The 19,202-nt window shown below is 72.7% G+C and carries 18 protein-coding genes, 1 pseudogene and 1 riboswitch; of the genes and pseudogenes, 11 read left to right on the top strand and 8 right to left on the bottom strand.

All coding sequences use genetic code 11. The annotated features are described in order from the left end of the window. The first annotated feature begins 11 nt into the window (after positions 1-11). The 9 genes from LRS07_RS03875 to LRS07_RS03915 all read left to right on the top strand — a co-directional run bounded on the left by LRS07_RS03875 (position 12) and on the right by LRS07_RS03915 (position 9,207). The gene (locus LRS07_RS03875) at positions 12-1,088 is read left to right on the top strand and encodes an ABC transporter ATP-binding protein (protein WP_260500695.1); all 1,077 of its coding nucleotides are present in this window, start codon (positions 12-14) and stop codon (positions 1,086-1,088) included. Further along, on the top strand, positions 1,088-2,272 hold the full coding sequence (locus LRS07_RS03880; RefSeq protein WP_260500696.1) for an ABC transporter ATP-binding protein: 1,185 nt from the start codon (positions 1,088-1,090) through the stop codon (positions 2,270-2,272). Before LRS07_RS03875 ends, LRS07_RS03880 begins: the two co-directional genes overlap by 1 nt. Positions 2,273-2,303: 31 nt before the next feature. Beyond that, the gene (locus tag LRS07_RS03885) at positions 2,304-3,713 is read left to right on the top strand and encodes an extracellular solute-binding protein (RefSeq protein WP_260500697.1); all 1,410 of its coding nucleotides are present in this window, start codon (positions 2,304-2,306) and stop codon (positions 3,711-3,713) included. Continuing rightward, a complete protein-coding gene (locus tag LRS07_RS03890) occupies positions 3,710-4,636 on the top strand; it encodes a carbohydrate ABC transporter permease (protein ID WP_260500698.1) in 927 nt (308 codons plus the stop codon). Before LRS07_RS03885 ends, LRS07_RS03890 begins: the two co-directional genes overlap by 4 nt. A gap of 10 nt (positions 4,637-4,646) precedes the next feature. Then, positions 4,647-5,540 (top strand): carbohydrate ABC transporter permease, encoded by an 894-nt coding sequence (locus LRS07_RS03895; RefSeq protein WP_260500699.1) that lies wholly within the window; start codon positions 4,647-4,649, stop codon positions 5,538-5,540. Between the two features lie 34 nt (positions 5,541-5,574). Then, positions 5,575-6,531 carry an acetamidase/formamidase family protein gene (locus LRS07_RS03900; RefSeq protein ID WP_260500700.1) on the top strand — a complete coding sequence of 319 codons (957 nt, stop codon included), beginning with the start codon at positions 5,575-5,577 and terminating at the stop codon, positions 6,529-6,531. An 80-nt stretch (positions 6,532-6,611) separates the two neighbouring features. Continuing rightward, positions 6,612-7,382: an alpha/beta fold hydrolase gene (locus LRS07_RS03905; RefSeq protein WP_260500701.1), complete on the top strand. Its 771-nt coding sequence runs from the start codon at positions 6,612-6,614 to the stop codon at positions 7,380-7,382. Then, positions 7,379-8,995: a GMC family oxidoreductase gene (locus tag LRS07_RS03910; RefSeq protein WP_260500702.1), complete on the top strand. Its 1,617-nt coding sequence runs from the start codon at positions 7,379-7,381 to the stop codon at positions 8,993-8,995. The genes LRS07_RS03905 and LRS07_RS03910 overlap by 4 nt, the downstream gene beginning before the upstream one ends. Positions 8,996-9,015: 20 nt before the next feature. Further along, positions 9,016-9,207 carry a DUF2905 domain-containing protein gene (locus LRS07_RS03915; protein ID WP_260500703.1) on the top strand — a complete coding sequence of 64 codons (192 nt, stop codon included), beginning with the start codon at positions 9,016-9,018 and terminating at the stop codon, positions 9,205-9,207. Between the two features lie 15 nt (positions 9,208-9,222). Here the strand turns inward: LRS07_RS03915 and LRS07_RS03920 are convergent. From LRS07_RS03920 to LRS07_RS03935, 4 genes and pseudogenes are all read right to left on the bottom strand, one after another. Beyond that, positions 9,223-10,450, bottom strand: a pseudogene (locus LRS07_RS03920) (multifunctional CCA addition/repair protein). A 105-nt stretch (positions 10,451-10,555) separates the two neighbouring features. Continuing rightward, positions 10,556-11,221 carry a glutathione S-transferase gene (locus LRS07_RS03925; RefSeq protein ID WP_260500704.1) on the bottom strand — a complete coding sequence of 222 codons (666 nt, stop codon included), beginning with the start codon at positions 11,219-11,221 and terminating at the stop codon, positions 10,556-10,558. A 10-nt stretch (positions 11,222-11,231) separates the two neighbouring features. Next, positions 11,232-13,286: a lytic transglycosylase domain-containing protein gene (locus LRS07_RS03930; protein ID WP_260500705.1), complete on the bottom strand. Its 2,055-nt coding sequence runs from the start codon at positions 13,284-13,286 to the stop codon at positions 11,232-11,234. Between the two features lie 134 nt (positions 13,287-13,420). Then, positions 13,421-14,383 carry a LysR substrate-binding domain-containing protein gene (locus tag LRS07_RS03935; RefSeq protein WP_260500706.1) on the bottom strand — a complete coding sequence of 321 codons (963 nt, stop codon included), beginning with the start codon at positions 14,381-14,383 and terminating at the stop codon, positions 13,421-13,423. A 109-nt stretch (positions 14,384-14,492) separates the two neighbouring features. On the opposite strand from LRS07_RS03935, the gene LRS07_RS03940 reads away from it, so the two are divergent. Beyond that, the gene (locus LRS07_RS03940) at positions 14,493-14,858 is read left to right on the top strand and encodes a DUF2917 domain-containing protein (RefSeq protein WP_260500707.1); all 366 of its coding nucleotides are present in this window, start codon (positions 14,493-14,495) and stop codon (positions 14,856-14,858) included. On the opposite strand, the gene LRS07_RS03945 is transcribed toward LRS07_RS03940, so the two are convergent. After that, positions 14,782-15,195: a TfoX/Sxy family protein gene (locus LRS07_RS03945; RefSeq protein ID WP_260500708.1), complete on the bottom strand. Its 414-nt coding sequence runs from the start codon at positions 15,193-15,195 to the stop codon at positions 14,782-14,784. The genes LRS07_RS03940 and LRS07_RS03945 overlap by 77 nt on opposite strands. A 36-nt stretch (positions 15,196-15,231) precedes the next feature. On the opposite strand from LRS07_RS03945, the gene LRS07_RS03950 reads away from it, so the two are divergent. Continuing rightward, positions 15,232-15,864: a 5-formyltetrahydrofolate cyclo-ligase gene (locus LRS07_RS03950; protein ID WP_260500709.1), complete on the top strand. Its 633-nt coding sequence runs from the start codon at positions 15,232-15,234 to the stop codon at positions 15,862-15,864. Positions 15,865-15,870: 6 nt separating this feature from the next. Here the strand turns inward: LRS07_RS03950 and metF are convergent, their stop codons facing one another. The 3 genes from metF to ahcY are packed head-to-tail and all read right to left on the bottom strand — an operon-like array spanning position 15,871 to position 18,921. Next, positions 15,871-16,707, bottom strand: coding sequence for a methylenetetrahydrofolate reductase [NAD(P)H] (gene metF / locus LRS07_RS03955; protein WP_260500710.1), 837 nt, complete (start codon positions 16,705-16,707; stop codon positions 15,871-15,873). A gap of 14 nt (positions 16,708-16,721) precedes the next feature. Continuing rightward, positions 16,722-17,480, bottom strand: a complete 759-nt coding sequence (locus LRS07_RS03960; protein WP_260500711.1) for a TlyA family RNA methyltransferase — start codon at positions 17,478-17,480, stop codon at positions 16,722-16,724. A 7-nt stretch (positions 17,481-17,487) separates the two neighbouring features. Further along, a complete protein-coding gene (ahcY, locus tag LRS07_RS03965; RefSeq protein ID WP_260500712.1) occupies positions 17,488-18,921 on the bottom strand; it encodes an adenosylhomocysteinase in 1,434 nt (477 codons plus the stop codon). Positions 18,922-19,015: 94 nt separating this feature from the next. Beyond that, positions 19,016-19,090, bottom strand: a riboswitch (S-adenosyl-L-homocysteine riboswitch). Between the last annotated feature and the right edge of the window lie 112 nt (positions 19,091-19,202).

The raw sequence follows: 19,202 nt of genomic DNA on the forward strand, positions 1-19,202 counted from the left end.
GACTCCGAGGTGTGAGCAAGTCGTACGACGGGCGTTCCTACGCGGTCCACCGGCTCGACCTGCACTGCCCGCAGGGCGAGATGCTCGCGCTGCTCGGCCCGTCCGGCTGCGGCAAGTCGTCGACGTTGAAGATGGTGGCGGGCATCGAGCCGGTGACCTCCGGCGTGATCCAGTTCGATGGCGCCGACGTCACCGCGCACGACGCCGCCGCCCGCAACGTGGCGATGGTCTTCGAGGACTACGCCCTGTACCCGCACCTCTCGGCCTTCGAGAACATCGCCTTCCCGCTGCGCGTGCGCGGCGTGCCGCGCGAGCTGGTGCGGCGAAAGGTCGGCGAGGCGGTGGACCTGCTCGGCCTGCAGGCGCTGCTCGACCAGCCGGTGCGCGCGCTCAGCGGCGGCGCGCAGCAGCGGGTGGCCATCGGCCGGGCGCTGGTGCGCGACCCGGCGCTGGTGATGTTCGACGAGCCGCTGTCGCACCTGGACGCCGACCAGAAGGTGGTGCTGCGCACCGAGATCCGCCGCCTGCAGAGCCTGGCCAAGCTGACCTCGGTGCTGGTCACGCACGACCAGACCGAGGCGATGGCGATGGCCGACCGCATCGCCGTGATGAACGACGGCGTGCTGCAGCAGGTCGGCACGCCGGAGGACCTCTACGTCCGACCGGCCAACCGCTTCGTCGCCGGCTTCATCGGGGAGTCGCCGATGAACCTGCTCGACGCCGTCCACGATGCCGCGGCGGGCCGGGTGCACCTGGTGGGCGACGCGGCGCAATCGCTGGCGCTGGCGCTGTCGGCCGCCGGGGGGCGCGTGGACCTCGGCATCCGTCCCGAGGACGTGGTGCTCGGCAGCCCCGCCGAGACCGGGCCGGCGCTGCGCCTGGACGGCGAGGTCCTGGACCGCGAGTGCTGCGGCGACCGCGAGGTGCTGACCGTGCAGGTCGCCGGCGGTCGGCGGCTGCATGCCGAGCAGCCGTCGCCATCGCCCTGGCGGACCGGCGACACGCTGTCGTGCACGCTGCCGGCCGCCCGGTTGCATGTCTTCGATGCGGAGAGCGGCGTCGCGTTGAACCGGGGGCGGCCGTGCTGATGGCGACCCGCGAAGCGCCGTCCGGCGAGGGGGTCGCGCCGGGCGTGCTGGAGATCGCCGGCCTGTGCAAGCGGTTCGGCCCGACGGTGGCCGTCGACGACGTGAACCTGTCGGTGGCGCCGGGTGAGGTGCTGGCCGTGACCGGTCCGTCGGGCGCGGGCAAGTCGACGCTGGCGCGGCTGCTGAGCGGCCTGGAGCGGCCGGACGCCGGCCGCATCGCGCTCGCCGGCCAGCGCATCGACGGCTGGCCGGCGCGCAGCCGGCGGGTGGCGCACATGTTCGAGTCCTATGCGCTGTACCCGACGCGCAGCGTGGCGCAGAACATCGCCTCGCCGCTGCTGGCACCCACCAGCGGCGGACGGTGGGATGCGGCGCAGCGTGCGGCGCGGATCGACGAGGTGCTGGCGCTGACCGAGATGTCGGCGCTGCGCGACCGCATGCCGTCGCAGCTGTCCGGCGGCCAGAAGCAGCGGGTGGCGCTGTGCCGGGCGCTGGTGCAGGCGCCGTCGCTGTTCGTGCTCGACGAGCCGATCGGCCACCTCGACGCGCGCCTGCGCCACAGCCTGCGCGCCGCGCTGCGCCGGCGGCAGCGCCGGCAGCCGCAGGCCACGCTCTGGTTCACGCCCGACGGCATCGAGGCACTGGCCGTGGCCGACCGCGTGGCGGTGCTGATCGAAGGTCGGCTGCAGCAGGTGGGCACGCCGGACGAGGTGGTGGCCCGGCCGGCCAACGTGCGCGTGGCCCGGCTGATCGGCGACCCGGCGATGAACATCGTGCCGCTGGACTTCGTCGAGGGCCTGCCCGGGCAGGTGCGCCTGGCCGGTGGTCCGCCGCAGCCGGCGTCGGCGGCGCTGCACGGCCGCTTCGCCGGTGCGCTGGCCGGCGGCGGCCTGCTCGGGCTGCGGCCGACGGCGCTGCGGCCGTTGCCGCCGGACGCCGCGCCGGCGGACGCCCTGCACGGCGAGGTCTACGCGGTCGAGCCGCTGGGCAAGCACACGCTGCTGACGGTGGCGGTCGGCACGGTGCGGGTCAAGGCCAAGCTGCCTGGCCTGGTGTCGTGGGCCATCGGCCAGCGCGTGGCGCTGGCCTTCGATCCCCAGGGGGCGCTCGGCTTCAGCGCCGGCACCGGCGACCTGGTCGTCCACGACGGCGCGCCCTTCGCGGTGCCCCTCGCCGCGGTGTAGCCCCGATCCGATTTCACAGGAGCGAGAAAGCATGAACACCACCCACCACCCGATTGGCGAACGGACGATGCGCCGGACCCTGGTCGCCGCGGCGCTGGCGATCGCCTGCGCCGCGCCGCAGGCCCAGACCTGGTCCTACAAGGAAGCGGCCAAGCCCTATGCCGGCACCACCATCCGCGTGCTCGACGAGATCACGCCGCTGCAGGAGGCGATGAAGACGCTGGTGCCGCAGTTCACCGCGGAGACCGGCATCAAGGTCGAGTACGAGCTGCTCAACCACTTCGAGGTCATCAACAAGGGCCAGGCCGACCTGCTGTCGCGCCGCGGCTACTACGACGCGGTGATGCTGCACGGCGTGCAGATGGGCCAGATGCTGGCGGGCAACGCCCTGGAGCCGCTGGACGCCCTGATGAAGGACGGCAAGCTGATGAACCCGGCGCTGGACCTGAAGGACCTCATCGAGCCGGCCAACCGCAGCCTCACCCAGTTCAAGGGCCAGACGTACGGCTTCCTGAACTGGAACTACAACATGGTGTACTGGGCGCGCGCCGACCTGCTCAACGACCCCGGCGAGAAGAGCGCCTTCAAGGCCAAGTACGGCTACGACCTCGGGCCGGCGAAGGACTTCAAGCAGTTCCTCGACATCGGCGAGTTCTTCACCCGCAAGGCCGGCCAGACGCTGGCCGGGCAGCCGCTGAAGACCGACTTCTACGGCATCCTGCACGAGGGCATCACCGGCGGCGCGACCCTGGTGTCGGTGTGGGAGAACATGCTGAAGAACTACGGCGGCGGCCTGTTCGACGCCGCCGGCGTGCCGGTGTTCGACTCGCCGCAGAACGTGCAGGCGCTCACCCTGTGGCAGCGCATGTGGAAGTACTCGCCGCCGGGGCAGGCCGAGTACTCGCTGGTCGACGTGCCCACCGTGATGGGCAACGGCATCGCCGCCCAGGCCATCGCCTACAGCGACTTCGTGCTCGGCATCGACAAGCCCGGCGCCTCGCCGCTGGCCGGCAAGTTCACCTACGCCGGCATCCCGGTCAATGCGGACCACAAGGGCAAGCGCAGCGCCGCGTCGGAGCCGTCGACCATCGCGATGAACCGGGCGTCGAAGAACAAGCCGGCCACCTTCCTCTTCCTGCAGTGGCTGGTCGACAAGGACACGCAGCGCAAGCTGGTCGAGGCGGGCAAGGGCGGTGTGCCGATCCGCCAGTCCACCTTCCAGATGCCGCAGTTCGGCGGCGCGCAGGCGGCCTTCTACGGCGCGATGAAGAGCACCATGGAAGTGGCCGAGGCCAAGCCCAAGGTGCCGAAGATCTTCGAGATCTACGACGCGCTGGGTCCGATCGTGCAGCAGGTGGGGCAGGGCAAGCTCACGCCCGAGCAGGGCGCCAAGCAGGGCCAGGAGAAGATGCTGGCGATCTGCAAGAAGTGCGCGCTGTGACGCTGGCCGCCACCGCCGCGACGACGGTGCCGCCCGCGGGCCGCCGGCGCTTCAGCGACACGGCCGCCTACCCGTACGCGCTGATCGCGCCGGCGCTGGCGGTGCTGGTCATCGTCAGCCTGGTGCCGTTCTGCTACGCGGTCTACCTCAGCGTCCACGACGTCGCGTACGGGCAGGTCGGCGAGTGGAACGGCTGGGACAACTACGCCCGGCTGCTGGCCAACGACCGCTTCTGGAACGCACTGCGCGTGGCCGCGGTGTTCATGGCCATCGCGGTGCCGCTGGAGTTCGTGCTCGGGCTCGGCGGCGCGCTGGTGCTCAACCAGGCGGTGTGGGGCCGCAGCGTCTGGCTGCCGCTGCTCTTCATCCCCAGCATGATGGCGCCCATCGTCGTCGGGCTGCTGTGGAAGGTCATGCTGGCCGGCTCCTGGGGCCTGCTGTCGCACAACCTGATCGAGCGCTTCGGCTGGCTGGCCGGCACGTCGGTGTTCGCCTCCGCCGACCACGCGCTGGTGGCGCTGGCGCTGGTCGACGTCTGGCAGTGGACGCCGTTCATGATGCTGGCCTTCTTCGCCGGCCGGCAGGCGCTGCCGCTGCAGCCGTACCGCGCCGCGGCGGTCGACGGCGCCAACGCCTTCCAGACCTTCTTCCGCCTGACGCTGCCGATGATGACCCCGCTGCTGGTGGTCATCGGCATGCTGCGCTTCATCGACGCCTTCAAGGTCTTCGACTCGATCTTCATCCTGACCTCGGGCGGCCCGGGCGTCAGCACCGAGAGCCCGAGCATCCTCGCCTACAAGATGACCTTCGAGCAGTGGCGCATCGGCGAGTCCGCGGCGCTGGCGGTGCTGGTGTGGCTGGCCTTCTTCGTCGTGTGCAACCTGTTCTACCAGCTGGCAAAGAAGCGGCTCAACGCCTTCTGAGGACCTGGCCATGAGTTCCACCCTGTCGACGGTCGAGCCCGCCCTGCGGCCGGAGGCGCCGACGGCCGCGGCGCCGGCGTCGCCGACCCGTGGCCCGCGGTCCTCGATCGGCTGGACCCTGCTGACCGCGCTGCTGGCCGCGCTGCTGCTGTTCCCGGTGGCGTGGCTGGCGGCGATGGCCTTCAAGCCCGACGAACTGATGTTCGCCCGGCCGACGGTCTGGCGCTTCGAGCCGACGCTCAAGCACTTCGCCTACGTCATCGACCTCGGCTTCCTGCGCTACCTGCTGTGGTCCATCGCGCTGGCCGGCGCCAGCACGCTGCTCGTCGTGCTGGTCGGCACGCCGGCCGCCTACGCCTTCGCGCGCTTCGAGCTGCGGGCGCGCGACGACCTCTTCCTCTTCATCCTGGCGACCAGGATGGCGCCGCCGATCTGCCTGGTCATCCCGTTCTACCTGATCTTCTCGCAGCTCGAACTGCTCGACACCTTCGTCGGGCTGACGGTGGCCTACCTCACCTTCAACCTGTCGTTCTACATCTGGGTGCTGCGCAGCTTCTGCCGCGACCTGCCGGTGGAACTGGAGGAGGCGGCGATGGTGGAGGGCCACACCCGCTTCGCCGTCTTCCTGCGGGTGGTGCTGCCGCTGCTCAAGTCGGGCATCGTCTCCACCGCCATGCTGTGCTTCATCTTCGCGTGGAACGAGTTCCTGTTCGCCTTCATGCTCGGCGGGCAGGAGGTGAAGACGCTGCCGGTCGCCATCCCGCTGCTCATCACCGCGCAGGGCGTGCGCTGGGGCGAGATGGCGGTGGTCGGCATGGCGGCGCTGGTGCCGGTGCTGCTGGCCGTCTTCCTGCTGCAGAAGCAGATCGTGCGCGGCCTGACCATGGGCGCCGTCAAGGGCTGAGCCGATCCTCCACTCCCCCCTGCCTGGACACCACATGGCCTCCCACCACCACCTGCCTGCCACCGCCGAGACCGTCCACTGGGGCTACTGGGACGCCGCCCGCGCCCCCGTGCTGCACATCGCCTCGGGCGACACGGTGACCATCGACACCCTGTCCGGCGAGCCGGAGGACCTGCACCCCGACGCCGCGCTGCTGCTGCCCGAGCACCGCGCGGTCCTGGCGGAGAGCCCGCGCGGCTCGGGACCGCACCTGCTCACCGGGCCGGTCCACGTCGAGGGCGCCGAGCCCGGCGACGTGCTGGAGGTGCGCATCCACGACGTGACGCTGCGCCAGGACTGGGGCTGGAACATCATCGAGCCGCTGCTCGGCACGCTGCCGGAGGACTTCCCGCTGTCGCGCCGGCTGCACATCCCGCTGGACCGGACGAAGCGCACGGCGAGCCTGCCCTGGGGGCTGGAGCTGCCGCTGGACCCGTTCTTCGGCAACTTCGGCGTGGCCCCGCCGCCGCAGTACGGCCGCGTCACGTCGATCATCCCGCGCGAGTTCGGCGGCAACCTCGACAACAAGGCGCTGACCGCCGGCACCACCGTCTACTTCCCGGTGTTCAACCGCGGCGCGCTGTTCTCCGCGGGCGACGGCCATGCCGCGCAGGGCGACGGCGAGGTCTGCCTCACCGCCATCGAGACCAGCCTCACCGGCACCTTCGAGTTCGTCGTGCGCAAGGACCTGCAGCTGCGCTTGCCGCGCGCCGAGACGGCCACGCACTACATCGCCATGGGCCTGAACGAGGACCTGGACGACGCGGCGCGGCAGGCCCTGCGGCAGATGATCGCCTGGATCACCGAGCTGTCCGGCCTGCCGGCGGTCGACGCCTACACGCTGTGCAGCATCGCCGCCGACCTGCGCGTCACGCAGATGGTGGACGTCAACAAGGGCGTGCACTGCATGCTGCCCAAGTCGGCGCTGCCCAACCTGTTGGCTCCCGCATGACCGCTCCCCGCACCGCCGCTCCGAAGAGGGCGCGTGCCGCCGTCCCGAAGGTCGGCACACAGCGACCGGAGGGTCGTGCGGTGAGCACCTTCGTCCTCGTCCACGGCTCCTTCCACGGCGCCTGGTGCTGGCGCGACCTGCTGCCCCGGCTGCAGGCCGCCGGCCACCGGGCGGTGGCGCCCGACCTGCCGGGCAGCGGCGACGACGCGGCCGGCCGCGACCGCGCGCACCTGGCCGGTTATGCGGACGCCATCGCGGCGGTGGTGCGTTCCGAGGCCGACCGCGCCGGCGCGCCGGTGGTGCTGGTCGGCCACAGCATGGGTGGCATCGTCGCCAGCGCGGTGGCCGAGCGCGAGGCGGCGCGGCTGGCCGGCCTGGTGTACGTCAACGGCCTGCTGCTGCCGCGCGGGCAGACGCTGCAGTCCTTCCTCGCCGCCGCCGCGCACCTGCAGGTGGAGGACCTGGTGCTGAAGCACATGGAGGTGTCGGCCGACGGCACGCGGGCCACCTTTCCCGTCGAGGCGGCGGCGCCGGTCTTCTACCACCGCTGCGCGCCCGCCGACGCGGCCTGGGCGGCGTCGCGCCTGACGGCGCAGGCCACCGCGGTCTACGCCGAGCCGCCGCCGCTGACCGACGACGGCTTCGGCCGCGTGCGGCGCTTCTACGTCGAGGGGCGCGACGACCGTGCGGTGTCGCCCGCCTACCAGCGGCTGATGGTGCAGCGCACGCCCTGCGAGCACGTCTACAGCCTCGACGCCGACCACTCGCCCTTCCTCAGCGCGCCGCAGGCCCTGGCCGACGTGCTGTGCGACGTGGCCGCCCGGCTCGGCGCCGGCCCCGCCGCCGCATGACGCCGCCGCGCCGCCCCTACGCCGACGGCGCCCGCGACCACTACGACTTCGTCGTCTGCGGCGGCGGCACCGCCGGCTGCGTCATCGCCCGCCGGCTGTCCGACGACCCCGGCGTGAGCGTGCTGCTGATCGAGGCCGGCGGCAGCGACCAGGTGCCGGCGGTGATCGACACCACGCGGTGGATGTCCAACATCGGCAGCGAACGCGACTGGGGCTATCGCGCGCAGCCCAGCGCGACGCTGAACGGCCGCACACCGGTGCTGCCGATGGGCAAGGTGCTGGGCGGCGGTTCCAGCATCAACGGCTCGATCTGGGCGCGCGGCCACCGCCACGACTACGACGACTGGGCCGAGGCCGCCGGCGACCCGGCCTGGAACTACGCCTCGGTGCTGGCCATCTACCGCCGCATCGAGGACTGGCAGGGCCCGCCCGATGCGCAGCGCCGCGGCCGCGGCGGGCTGCTCAACGTCGAGCCGCCGCGCGACCCGGTGCCGCTGGTGCCGGCCTTGATCGAGGCCACCGACGCGCTGGGCATCCCGGCGGTGGACGACATCAACGGCGCGGCGATGGAAGGCGACGGCGGCTGCGGCCTGGCCAACCTGCTGGTGCGCGACGGCAACGCCCGCGAGTCGGTGGCCGCCACCTACCTGCACCCGGTGCTGGGCCGGCCCAACCTCGACGTGCTGCTGTGCGCCGAGGTGACGCAGCTGCTGTTCGACGGCGCGGGCGACGGCCTGCGCTGCGGCGGGGTGGAATTCGTGCGCCGCGGCCGCCCGCACCGGGTGACCGCCGGCCGCGAGGTGGTGGTCTCGCTGGGCGCCATCAACACGCCCAAGCTGCTGATGCTGTCGGGCCTCGGCGACGCGGCCGTGCTGCGCCGCCACGGCCTGGCCACCCGCCGCCACCTGCCGGCGGTGGGCCGCCACTTCCAGGACCACATCCTGCTGGCCGGCTGCTGCTGGACCTACGTGACGCCGGAGCCGCCGCGCAACAACGCCGCCGAGTTCGTGTTCTACGCCAAGAGCGAGGCGTCGCGGCGCACGCCGGACCTGATGCCGGTGCTGGAGGAGACGCCCTTCGCCAGCGAGGCGGTGGCCCTGCAGTTCGACGTGCCGTCGGGCGCGGCCCACGCCTGGACGCTGGCGCCCGGCCTGGCGCGGCCGGACAGCCGCGGGCAGGTGCGGCTGGCCAGCGCCGACTGGCGCGACGCGCCGCTGATCGACGCCAACTTCCTGTCCGAGCCGTCCGACGTGCGGGCGCTGGTGCGCTGCGTCGAGTTGTGCCGGGAGATCGGCAACGCCGCGCCGGTGGCGCCGTTTCGTGCGCGCGAGGCCTTTCCCGGGCCGTTGACGGGCGCGGCGCTGGAGCGCTTCGTGCGCGACGCCTCGGGCACCTACTTCCACCAGAGCGGGACCGCCCGCATGGGCCGCGACGACCGCGAGTCGGTGGTCGACGGCCAACTCCGCGTGCACGGCGTGGCCGGCCTGCGGGTGGCCGACGCGTCGATCATGCCGTCCATCGCCACCGGCAACACCATGGCGCCCACCGTGGTCATCGCCGAGCGGGCGGCGCAGATCCTGCACGCGGCGCACGGGCTGGCCGCGCCGCCCTGAGCCGGTGTGACACTGGGGGCATGCGCTGGCTGCTCGTCTTCCTCGCCGCCTTCCTCATCTTCAACGGCCTGCAGGGCTGGCTGCGCAAGGTCGGCCTGGGCCGGCTGCCGGGCGACCTGCACTTCCGCTGGCGCGGTCGCGAGGTCTGGCTGCCGTTCGCGTCCAGCCTGCTGCTCAGCCTGATCGCGGGGTTCATCGGCTGGGTGCTCTGAGCCGGCCGTGACGGGTCAGCTCGACAGCGCCGCCTCGATGGCCGCCTGCCGCGCCCGCCGCACCGCTTCGCCCACCGCGGGGCCCTGGGCGCCGCGGGCCATCGCCTCGGCGGCCGCGGCCGCGGCGTCGATCGACAGCGCCGCGCGCAGCGCGCCCGCCAGCCGCGGGCGCTGCGGGTAGGGCCGGTCCTCCAGGCCCAGCCGGCCGCGGGCGTCGCATTCGCAGGCGAGCAGCAACTCGTCGAAGCGATCGGGCCGGCGCAGCGCGTCGCAGCGTTCGAGCAGGCGCAGCACCGCCGCGGCGTTGAGCTCGCCGCTGCGGTGCACGTTGCCGTGCTCGCGCGCCACCGCCTCGGCCAGCTCGCGGCAGGCGGTGGGCACCTTCCAGCGCTCGGCCAGCCCCTGCACCAGCGTCACGCTGCGGCCCTCGTGGCCCAGGTGGCGCGGCAGCACCTCGGCCGGGGTCGTGCCCTTGCCCAGGTCGTGGCCCAGGCAGGCAAAGCGCACGGCGAGCGGCGCCTGCAGCCGCGCCGCCAGGTCCAGCACCATCATCAGGTGCACGCCGGTGTCGACCTCGGGGTGGTGGGCCTCGGGCTGCGGCACGCCCCACAGGCGGTCGACCTCCGGCGCCAGCACCGCCAGCGCGCCGCAGGCCCGCAGCACGTCGAACAGCCGCGACGGCTTGTCCTCCATCAGCCCGCGCGACACCTCCTTCCACACCCGCTCGGGCACCAGGTGCTGCACCTCGCCGGCCTCGACCATGGCGCGCATCAGGTCCAGCGTCTCGGGCGCGACGGTGAAGTCGGTGAAGCGCGCCGCGAAGCGGGCCACGCGCAGGATGCGCAGCGGGTCCTCGGCGAAGGCGGGGCTGACGTGGCGCAGCACCTTGGCCTGCAGGTCGCGCCGGCCGCCGTAGGGGTCGACCAAGCGGCCTTCGTCGTCGCGCGCCATCGCGTTGATGGTGAGGTCGCGGCGCTGCAGGTCTTCCTCCAGCGTGACGTCGGGTGCCGTGTGCACGACGAAGCCGCGGTAGCCGGGCGCGGTCTTGCGCTCGGTGCGGGCCAGCGCGTGCTCCTCGTGCGTCTGGGGGGTGCAGGAAGACGGGGAAGTCGCGGCCCACCGGCTCGTAGCCTTCGGCGAGCAGCTCGTCGGGCGTGGCGCCGACCACCACCCAGTCGTGGTCCTGCACCGGCAGGCCGAGCAGTTCGTCGCGCACCGCGCCGCCGACGACGTACCGTTTCATGCCCGCCCCTCGCCCGACGGGTACGTCGGCCGATCCCCGCGGGGATGCGGGCCGGCTTGGGAGCGGCCCGGCGCTCGGCCCGCCAGTGCGCCGGCGCGGCCATGGTCAGCCCTCGTCGACCGGTCGCTGCACCGAGGCGATGGCCGCCTGCACCCAGTCCTGCACCGCGGGCGTGGACCACAGCCGCTCGGCGTAGGCGGCGGCCGGCCTGCTCAGCGGCAGCCGGTAGCTGCGCACGCGCGACACCACCGGCGCGAAGTAGGCGTCCGCCGCGCCGAAGCGGTCGCCGAACAGGAAGGGCCCCCCGTGGGCCTGCAGCGCCGTGCGCCAGGCCTCGTCGATGCGCTGCAGGTCCTCGCGCACCGCGGGGTTGGCGGCCCAGACGCATTCGCCCATCTCGGGCAGCGTGGCCGCGATGTTCATCGGGCAGTGGCCGCGCAGCGCGGCGAAGCCGCTGTGCATCTCGGCGCACAGGCTGCGGGCCTGCGCGCGGGCGCGGGCGTCGGCCGGCCAGACACCGCGGTCGGCAAAGCACTCGGCCAGCGTCTCGACGATGGCCAGGCTGTCCCAGGCCACCGCGCCGTCGTCCAGCACCAGCACCGGCACCCGCGCCGGCCCGCCGAGGGCGCGCAGCCGCGCCCTGTCGGCCTCCGACAGGCCGGGCGTGATGCGCAGTTCTTCGGTGTCGAAGGCCAGGCCCAGGGCGCGCATCAGCACCCAGGGGCGCATCGACCAGGAGGACAGGTTGCGGTCGCCGACGAACAGTTTCATGGCACCCCCTTCAGGGCAGTTCGGCATCCAGCGGGTTGGGCGGCCCCTCGCGCGGACCGATGGCGCTGCCCAGCCGGCCCTTGAGCGCCAGCGCCTCGCCCTTGATCAGCGCCGAGTAGATCGCGGCGTTGGCCAGCACCTTCTTGACGTAGTCGCGCGTCTCGTTGAACGGGATGTTCTCTGCCCACATCGCCGGTTCCAGCACCGGGCCCTCGCGCCAGCGGCGCGGCCGGCTGGGGCCGGCGTTGTAGGCCGCGGCCGCCAGCGCCTGCGAGCCGCCGAAGTCCTCCAGCACCAGCTTCAGGTAGCCGGTGCCGATGCGCAGGTTCATCTCGCGGTCGGTGATCATGTCCGGCGTGAAGGCCAGGCCCAGCTTCCTGGCCGTCCAGCGCGCGGTGGCCGGCATCACCTGCATCAGCCCGGAGGCGCCGACGTGCGAACGCGCGTCGAGGATGAAGCGCGACTCCTGCCGGATCAGGCCGTAGACGTAGGCGGGGTCGATGCCGGTCTCGCGCGACTGCGCGATCACGTCCTGCCGGAAGGGCATGGGGTAGCGCTGGTCGAGGTCGACCTCGGCGCGGGTGCGGTCGCTGGAGTTGATGCAGCGGTCCCAGACCTCGCGCTCGCAGGCCCACTGCGCGGCGGCCAGCAGCTGGCGGTCGTCGAGGCCGCGCAGCATGAAGTTCCATTCGCGCACGCCCTCGCTGCGCAGGCCGAGCGCGATCAGCTGCAGCGCGCGTTGCAGGCCGGCGGTGCTGCGCGCCGCCTCGCGTTCGGCGGCGGTGACCGGCGCCGGCTTCGGCGGCAGGGCCAGCGGCTGGCCCAGGTCCTCGGCGGCGAGCTGGCCGTAGAAGTGCAGCGGCGAGGCGACGGCCTGCAGCGCGGCCTGGGCCTCGGCGCGCTGGGCGTCGCCGTCCGGCCCGGGCTTGGCCAGCGCCCGCAGGGCGCGCGCCTTCCAGTAGGCCCAGGTGGGGTCGCGCTGTTCGGTGGGGCTCATTGCGTCGATGGCCTGCTGCACCGCGGTCCAGCGCTCGGCACCGCGGCCGTTGCGCAGTGCGGCGCGGGCGTACCAGCCGAGCAGGTCGTCGCCCCAGTCCAGCGTGTCTCGCCGGCCCTTGAGCTTGGTGGCCACCGCGCGCTGGTACTGCGGCAGCGCCTCCGGCAGCAGGCGCCAGGCCGACTGCTTGGCGATCTGCGCCCAGACGTCGCCGGCCAGCGCGTGCGGCATCGACCGCTCCCAGCGCTCCTCCATCGCCGCGGCGGCGGCGGCCGGGTCGCCGCCGGCGACGCGGATCAGCGCCAGCGCGCCCAGCTCGTCGTAGGCCCGGCCCATGCGCGGCCCGCGCCTCAGCCAGCGCTGCGGCTGGTCCAGCACCTCGGCCATCGCGCCAGTGGCCGGCGAGCCGAGCAGCGGCGCCGCCTTCATCGCCCAGCCGCGGCGGTTGAGCTCCACCGCCTGGCGCAGGCCGCGCCAGACGTCGTCGTCGCGCAGCACGCCGGCCTGGTGCAGCGTGGCGGCCATCAGCGCGCAGCCGTCGTCGCCCTCGCGCTGCGCCAGCCACGCGGCCATCGCTTCGTTGCGCACGTTGCGCCCGGCCAGGTGCTCGGTGATCAGCCAGTAGCAGGTGACCTGGCGGTCGTCGTTCATGCGAAAGCGCGGGAAGTCGCGCGCCAGCGCCGGCCAGTCGCGGCGACGGCCCAGTTCGAGCAGCCAGTCGTTGCGCAGCCGGTCCTCGACGTAGCTGCCGGGCCAGCGGGCGTAGAAGGCCTCGACCTCGGGCACGCCCACCTCGCCCAGCCGCGGGGTGATCTCCCAGTAGTCCACCCACGACGCCAGCGGGTGGTTCATCGCCAGCGCGGCGGCCTTCAGCGCCGACAGCCGCACGCGGTCGCGGCGGCCCCAGGCCTCGCGCGCCTCCTGCACCAGCGGGTCGCGCACCGTGGTGCCGGGTGGGGCGGGGAAGGGCGTGGCCTGCGCCGACGCCGGCAGGGGCGCGAGGGCACAGGCCAGGGACAGCAACGCCGCGGCCAGGCCGGACAACAGCGGGAGGACAGCAGGGCGCATTCGGCGGCGGCGGGCGGCGGACGGTTTCAGGGCGTGACGCAGGGCAATTTAGCGCAGGCGCATCGGCGGGGTCGGCATCGCGGGCACCGTGTGGTGTCGGCGCGCGACATCGTGCGCGCCGGAGGGCGCCGTGGTCAGGCCTCGCCGGTGGCCAGCCGCGTCTGCGCCGCCTGCTCGCAGACCCAGTCGACGAAGCGCTGCACCTCGGGCCGGTGGGCGCCTTCGGTGGTCGGCGCCACCCAGTAGGCCCAGGGCACGGGCACCCGCATGCCGGGCCCGAAGGGCTCGACGAGTTCGCCGCGTTGCAGGGCGTCGGCCACCAGGCCGACCCGGGCCAGCGTCACCCCCTGGCCGGCCAGTGCGGCTTGCACCTGCTGGTAGGTGAAGTTGAGGTACAGCCAGCGCGCCGGCTCCAGCCCGGGCAGGCCGTGCTGCTGCAGCCAGTGCCGCCAGCTGAGGAAGGCCGACGCCGGGTGGTGGTCGTCCTCCTCCAGCAGGGTGTGGCCGGCCAGGTCGTCGGGCTGCAACAGCGGCGGCGCCTCGCCGCGCGCGGCCAGCGCCTGCAGCGCGGTGCCGATGGCCGGCGTCACCACCTCGCCGAAGAGCTTGCGGGCGCCGGCCGGTGCGGTGCCGTCGCGGCAGTGGCGGATGACCAGGTCCAGCTCCGCGTCGTCCAGGTCGACCAGGTTGTCGCTGGCCGAGATGCGGATGTCGATGTCCAGGTGCCGGCGCTGGAAGTCCTGCAGCCGCGGCAGCAGCCACAGCGAGGCGAAGGAGGCCAGCGTGCTCAGGCTCACCCGCTGGCGGGCGCGGGCGCTGCGGATCTGGCGCACCGTGCCGTCCAGCCGCGCCAGCAGCGGGGCCAGCGCACGCAGCAGGGTGTGGCCGGCCGCCGTCAGCTCCACATGCCGGGTGCCGCGGTTGAACAGCGGCGCGCCGAGTTCGTCCTCCAGCGCGCGGATCTGTCGGCTGATGGCCGACTGCGTGAGGAACAGCTCGTCCCCCGCGGCGCGGAAGCTGGACAGCCGCGCGACCGCCTCGAAGGCGCGCAACGGGCCGATGGCCAACGGTCGGGAGCGCAGTGGATTGATGCGCATCGGGAATGAGTGAAGGCGCTCGACCTCATTGGACAGCCGGCCGCCGCTGACGAGAATCGATCGTCCTGGCAGCCCGCTTCGGGATTGCCGCAGATCGAAGGAGTCTGCCATGGCCCGCCGATTGATGACCGATGCTCAAGGATCGACGGCGCCCGCCTGGGTCCTGGCCGCCGGCCGGGCGCGGCGCATTCCGGCGCAGCGCCAGCCGACCTGCCTGCGGGTGGTCAGCGGCCGGCTGTGGCTGACCGCCGACCCGCCGGGCGCGGTGGGCGACCACTGGCTGGCCGCCGGCGAGCGCTGGACGCTGCCGGCCGGCGCGTCGGCGGTGGTCGAAGGCTGGCCCGAGGCGGCCTTCGAGCTGCTGCTGGCGCCGCTGCCGCAGCCGGCGCCGGGCTGGTTCAGGATCGCTTGCCGCGTGCGGGCGTGGTGGCGCCGGCGCCTGCCGCGCGGCGCGCTGCCGACCGGGGCCGCCTGACCGGCGTGGCGCTGCGGGCGGCCAGCGCCGCCTGCAGCGCCATCGCCAGCCACGGCTGCAGCGCCGGCGGGGACTCCAGCGCCTCGGCCGGGGCCGACCAGTAGCTCGTCTCCATGGTGCGGCCGGCCTTGGTGAAGGCGAAGGGTCGGCAGCCGGCCGCCTCGAAGGCGGGACGCGTGGTGTCGGTGGTCCTGAGGTACAGCACCTCGCCGACGATGAGCGCGACGAACACGCCGTCCAGGTACAGGCCGTGGCCGCTGAACATCCGCTTGGCCCGCACCGCGCCGGCGGTGGACATCAGCTCGATGCAGTGCTCGACGAAGGGCGGCGCGGCCATGGGGCCAGTCTGCCAGGCCCGGCACAATCCCGGGCCATGAACACGCCGTCACCGCCTCCCGGCGTCCCGGGCCTGCCCTTCACGCTCAACCAGGACAAGAAGCTGCTGCGCAAGCAACTGCAGGCGGAGCGCCAGGCCATGGTGGACCGCCACGAGCGCGCGGTGAACCTGCAGCGCAGCCTGCGCGTGTGGCTGGTCGGACGGCAGGAGACCACCATCGGCGCCTACTGGCCGATCAAGGGCGAGTTCGACGCGCTGCCCGCGCTGTACCGCTGGAGCGAGGCCGACCCGAAGCGCCGCATGGGCCTGCCGGTGATCGACCGCGACACCAGGCGGCTGCGCTTCCACGTCTGGTACCCCGGCTGTCCGATGGAGGACGACGCCTACGGCATCCCCAAGCCCAAGGACACCGAGGCCTTCGAGCCGCAGCTGCTGCTGGTGCCCTGCGTGGGCTTCGGGCCCCACGGCGTGCGACTGGGTTACGGCGGCGGCTTCTACGACCGCACGCTGGCCACGCTGCAGCCCAAGCCCTTCACCGTCGGCGTGGGCTATGGCCACGGCTGGCTGCCCTGGCTGCAGCCGGAGCCGCACGACGTGCCGCTGGACGCGATGCTGACGGAGGACGGCTGCGTGTGGGAGCGCGACGCGCCGCCACCGGCGACCCGCTGACGCGGGCTACAACCCCAGCCGCCGACAGATCTCCAGCACCGGACCGGACTGGTTCATCGTGTAGAAGTGCAGCCCCGGCACGCCGGCGGTGCGCAGCTGGTCGCACAGGTCGGTGATGACGTCCAGGCCGAAGGCCTTGATCGACTCCACGTCATCGCCGAAGCCCTGCAGCCGCAGCCGCATCCAGCGCGGGATCTCGGCGCCGCAGGCGTCGGCGAAGCGGATGATGTTGCTGGCGTTGGTGATGGGCATGATGCCCGGCACCACCGGGATGTCGGCGCCCAGCGCGTGCGCCTCGTCGACGAAGCGGAAGTAGGCGTCCGAGTTGAAGAACATCTGCGTGATCGACGAGCTGGCACCCGCCTTCACCTTGGCGAGGTATGCGGCCAGGTCGTCGCGCGGGCTGCGCGCCTGGGGGTGCATCTCCGGGTAGGCCGCGACTTCCACGTGAAAGTGGTCGCCGGTCTCCGCGCGGATGAAGGCCACCAGGTCGCTGGCGTAGCGGAACTCGCCGAACCCGCCGTAGCCCGAGGGCAGGTCGCCGCGCAGGGCGACGATGCGGCGGATGCCGTCGGCCCGGAACTGCGCCAGCGTCGCGCGCACCGAGGCCCGCTCGGCGCCGATGCAGGAGAAGTGCGGCGCCGCCTCGCGGCCCTCGGCGAGGATGGCGCGCACCGCGGCCAGCGTGCCGTCCTGCGTGGAGCCGCCCGCGCCGTAGGTCACCGAGCAGAACTGCGGCTTCAGCGCGTAGAGCTGCTCGCGCACCCCGGCCAGCTTGATGACGCCTTCGGGCGTCTTGGGCGGGAAGAACTCCAGGCTGATCGGAAGCGGGGTCATGGTCATGGATGCGGTGCCGTTCACGCGGGCTGGCGCGCCCACACGAAGAACTCGGTGTTGCCGTTGCCGCCCTGGATCGGGCTGCGGAAGTACTGCTGCACGTGGAGGCTTAAGCCCTTGCAGGCCTGCCAGAGGCGGGTCTCCACCTCCGCGAAGTGGGCGGGGTCCCTCACGATGCCGCCCTTGCCGATCTGCGCCGGCTGCAGCTCGAACTGCGGCTTGACCAGCAGCAGCAGGTGGCCGCCCGGCTTCAGGTAGGCCACCATCGTCGGCAGCACGTGCGTGGAGGTGATGAACGACAGGTCGCCGGTGACGAGGTCGAAGCTGTGCTCCGCGTGTGCGGCGGCGAAGCCGCTGCCGCGCACGTCGCGCGCGTTCAGGCCTTCGTGGGGCTCGACGCGCGCGTCGGCGGCGAGCCTCGGGTGCAGCTGGCCGTGGCCCACGTCGATGCCGACCACCTTCGCCGCGCCGGCCTGCAGCAGCGCGTCGGTGAAGCCGCCGGTGCTCTGCCCGAGGTCGAGGCAGGTGAAGCCGGCGACGTCGAGGCCGCAGCGCTTCAGCGCCCCTTCGAGCTTGAGCCCGCCGCGCGACACGAAGCGCAGCTCCGCGTCGTCGGTGATCTCGACCTCGCCGTCCTCCGGCACGTCCAGCCCGGCCTTGCCGACGACGGCCCAGCCCTTGGGGCCCCGCCACCGCACGGCGCCACGCTCGATCAGCCGCTGCGCCGCCGACCGGGTGGGCACCAGGGCCCTGTGCACCAGCAGCTGGTCGGCGCGCATCGCCGGATCAGTACCGGTAGCTGTCGGGCTTGAACGGGCCCTGCGGGCTCACGCCGATGTAGGCCGCCTGCTCGGGCGTCAGCTCGGTGAGCTGCGCGTTCAGCGTCGTCAGCTGCAGCCGCGCGACCTTCTCGTCCAGCAGCTTGGGCAGCACGTAGACCTCGCCAACCTGGTAGGCGTCGGGCTTGGTGAAGAGCTCGATCTGCGCCAGCGTCTGGTTGGCGAAGGAGCTGCTCATCACGTAGCTCGGGTGGCCGGTGCCGCAGCCCAGGTTCACCAGGCGGCCCTTGGCCAGCAGGATGATGCGCTTGCCGTCCGGGAAGATCACATGGTCCACCTGCGGCTTGATCTCCTCCCACTGGTACTGCTCCAGCGCGGCGACCTGGATCTCGTTGTCGAAGTGGCCGATGTTGCACACGATGGCGTTGTGCTTCATCGCCTTCATGTGGTCGTGGGTGATGACGTCCTTGTTGCCGGTGGTGGTCACGAAGATGTCGGCCTTGTCGGCGGCCCACTCCATCGTCACCACGCGGTAGCCTTCCATCGCCGCCTGCAGCGCGTTGATGGGGTCGATCTCGGTCACCCAGACCTGGGCGGACAGCGCGCGCAGCGCCTGCGCCGAGCCCTTGCCCACGTCGCCGTAGCCGGCCACCACGGCGATCTTGCCGGCGATCATCACGTCGGTGGCGCGCTTGATGCCGTCGACCAGCGACTCGCGGCAGCCGTAGAGGTTGTCGAACTTGCTCTTGGTGACGGAGTCGTTGACGTTGATGGCGCGGAACATCAGCGTGCCCTTGGCGCTCATCTCCTTCAGGCGGTGCACGCCGGTGGTCGTCTCCTCGGTCACGCCGAGGATCTGCGCGCTCTTGCGGCTGTACCAGGTGCCGTCCTCGGCCAGCTTGGCCTTGATGGAGGCAAACAGCTCGCGCTCTTCCTCGCTGCCCGGGTTGGCGATCACCGACGGGTCGGTCTCGGCCTTCTTGCCCAGGTGCATCAGCAGCGTCGCGTCGCCGCCGTCGTCGAGGATCATGTTCGGGCCTTCGGCCTTCGAGCCCTTGGGCCCGAACTCGAAGATGCGGTGGGTGTAGTCCCAGTAGTCCTTCAGCGATTCGCCCTTGTAGGCGAACACCGGGGTGCCGGCGGCCACCAGCGCGGCGGCGGCGTGGTCCTGCGTCGAGAAGATGTTGCACGACGCCCAGCGCACCTCGGCGCCCAGCGCCTGCAGGGTCTCGACCAGCACGCCGGTCTGGATGGTCATGTGCAGGGAGCCGGTGATGCGCGCGCCCTTCAGCGGCTGGCTGGCGGCGTATTCCTTGCGGATGGCCATCAGCGCCGGCATCTCGGTCTCGGCGATGGTCAATTCCTTGCGGCCCCAGTCGGCGAGCGACAGGTCGGCGATGGCGTACTGCGTGTCGTGCAGCGGCTTGAGGACAGCGTTCATGAAGGTGGCTCCGTGGATCTGGGAACCCGCCGCCTGCCGAGGGAGAGACAGTCGAAGGCCGCCTGGCGGCCGCCACTCACCCACGACGAGACGATGCGGGTGAGCGCCGTTGCATGCAAGCGTTCCGAGCCTGGGGTCGGGGGGCGACCTTGCAACGCTCCTCGGAACTGGGTGCGCATCCTAGCAGCGGCGGGCATGGCCGGGTCCGCCGCTGGGGGATGATGCGCGCCCGCTGCGTGAATCTTGCTTGGCGGTTCGCCCTTCCCTCCTTCCCCCGCACG

Origin of the sequence: Aquabacterium sp. J223 (genome assembly GCF_024666615.1) — a bacterium.
Lineage (GTDB): Bacteria > Pseudomonadota > Gammaproteobacteria > Burkholderiales > Burkholderiaceae_C > J223.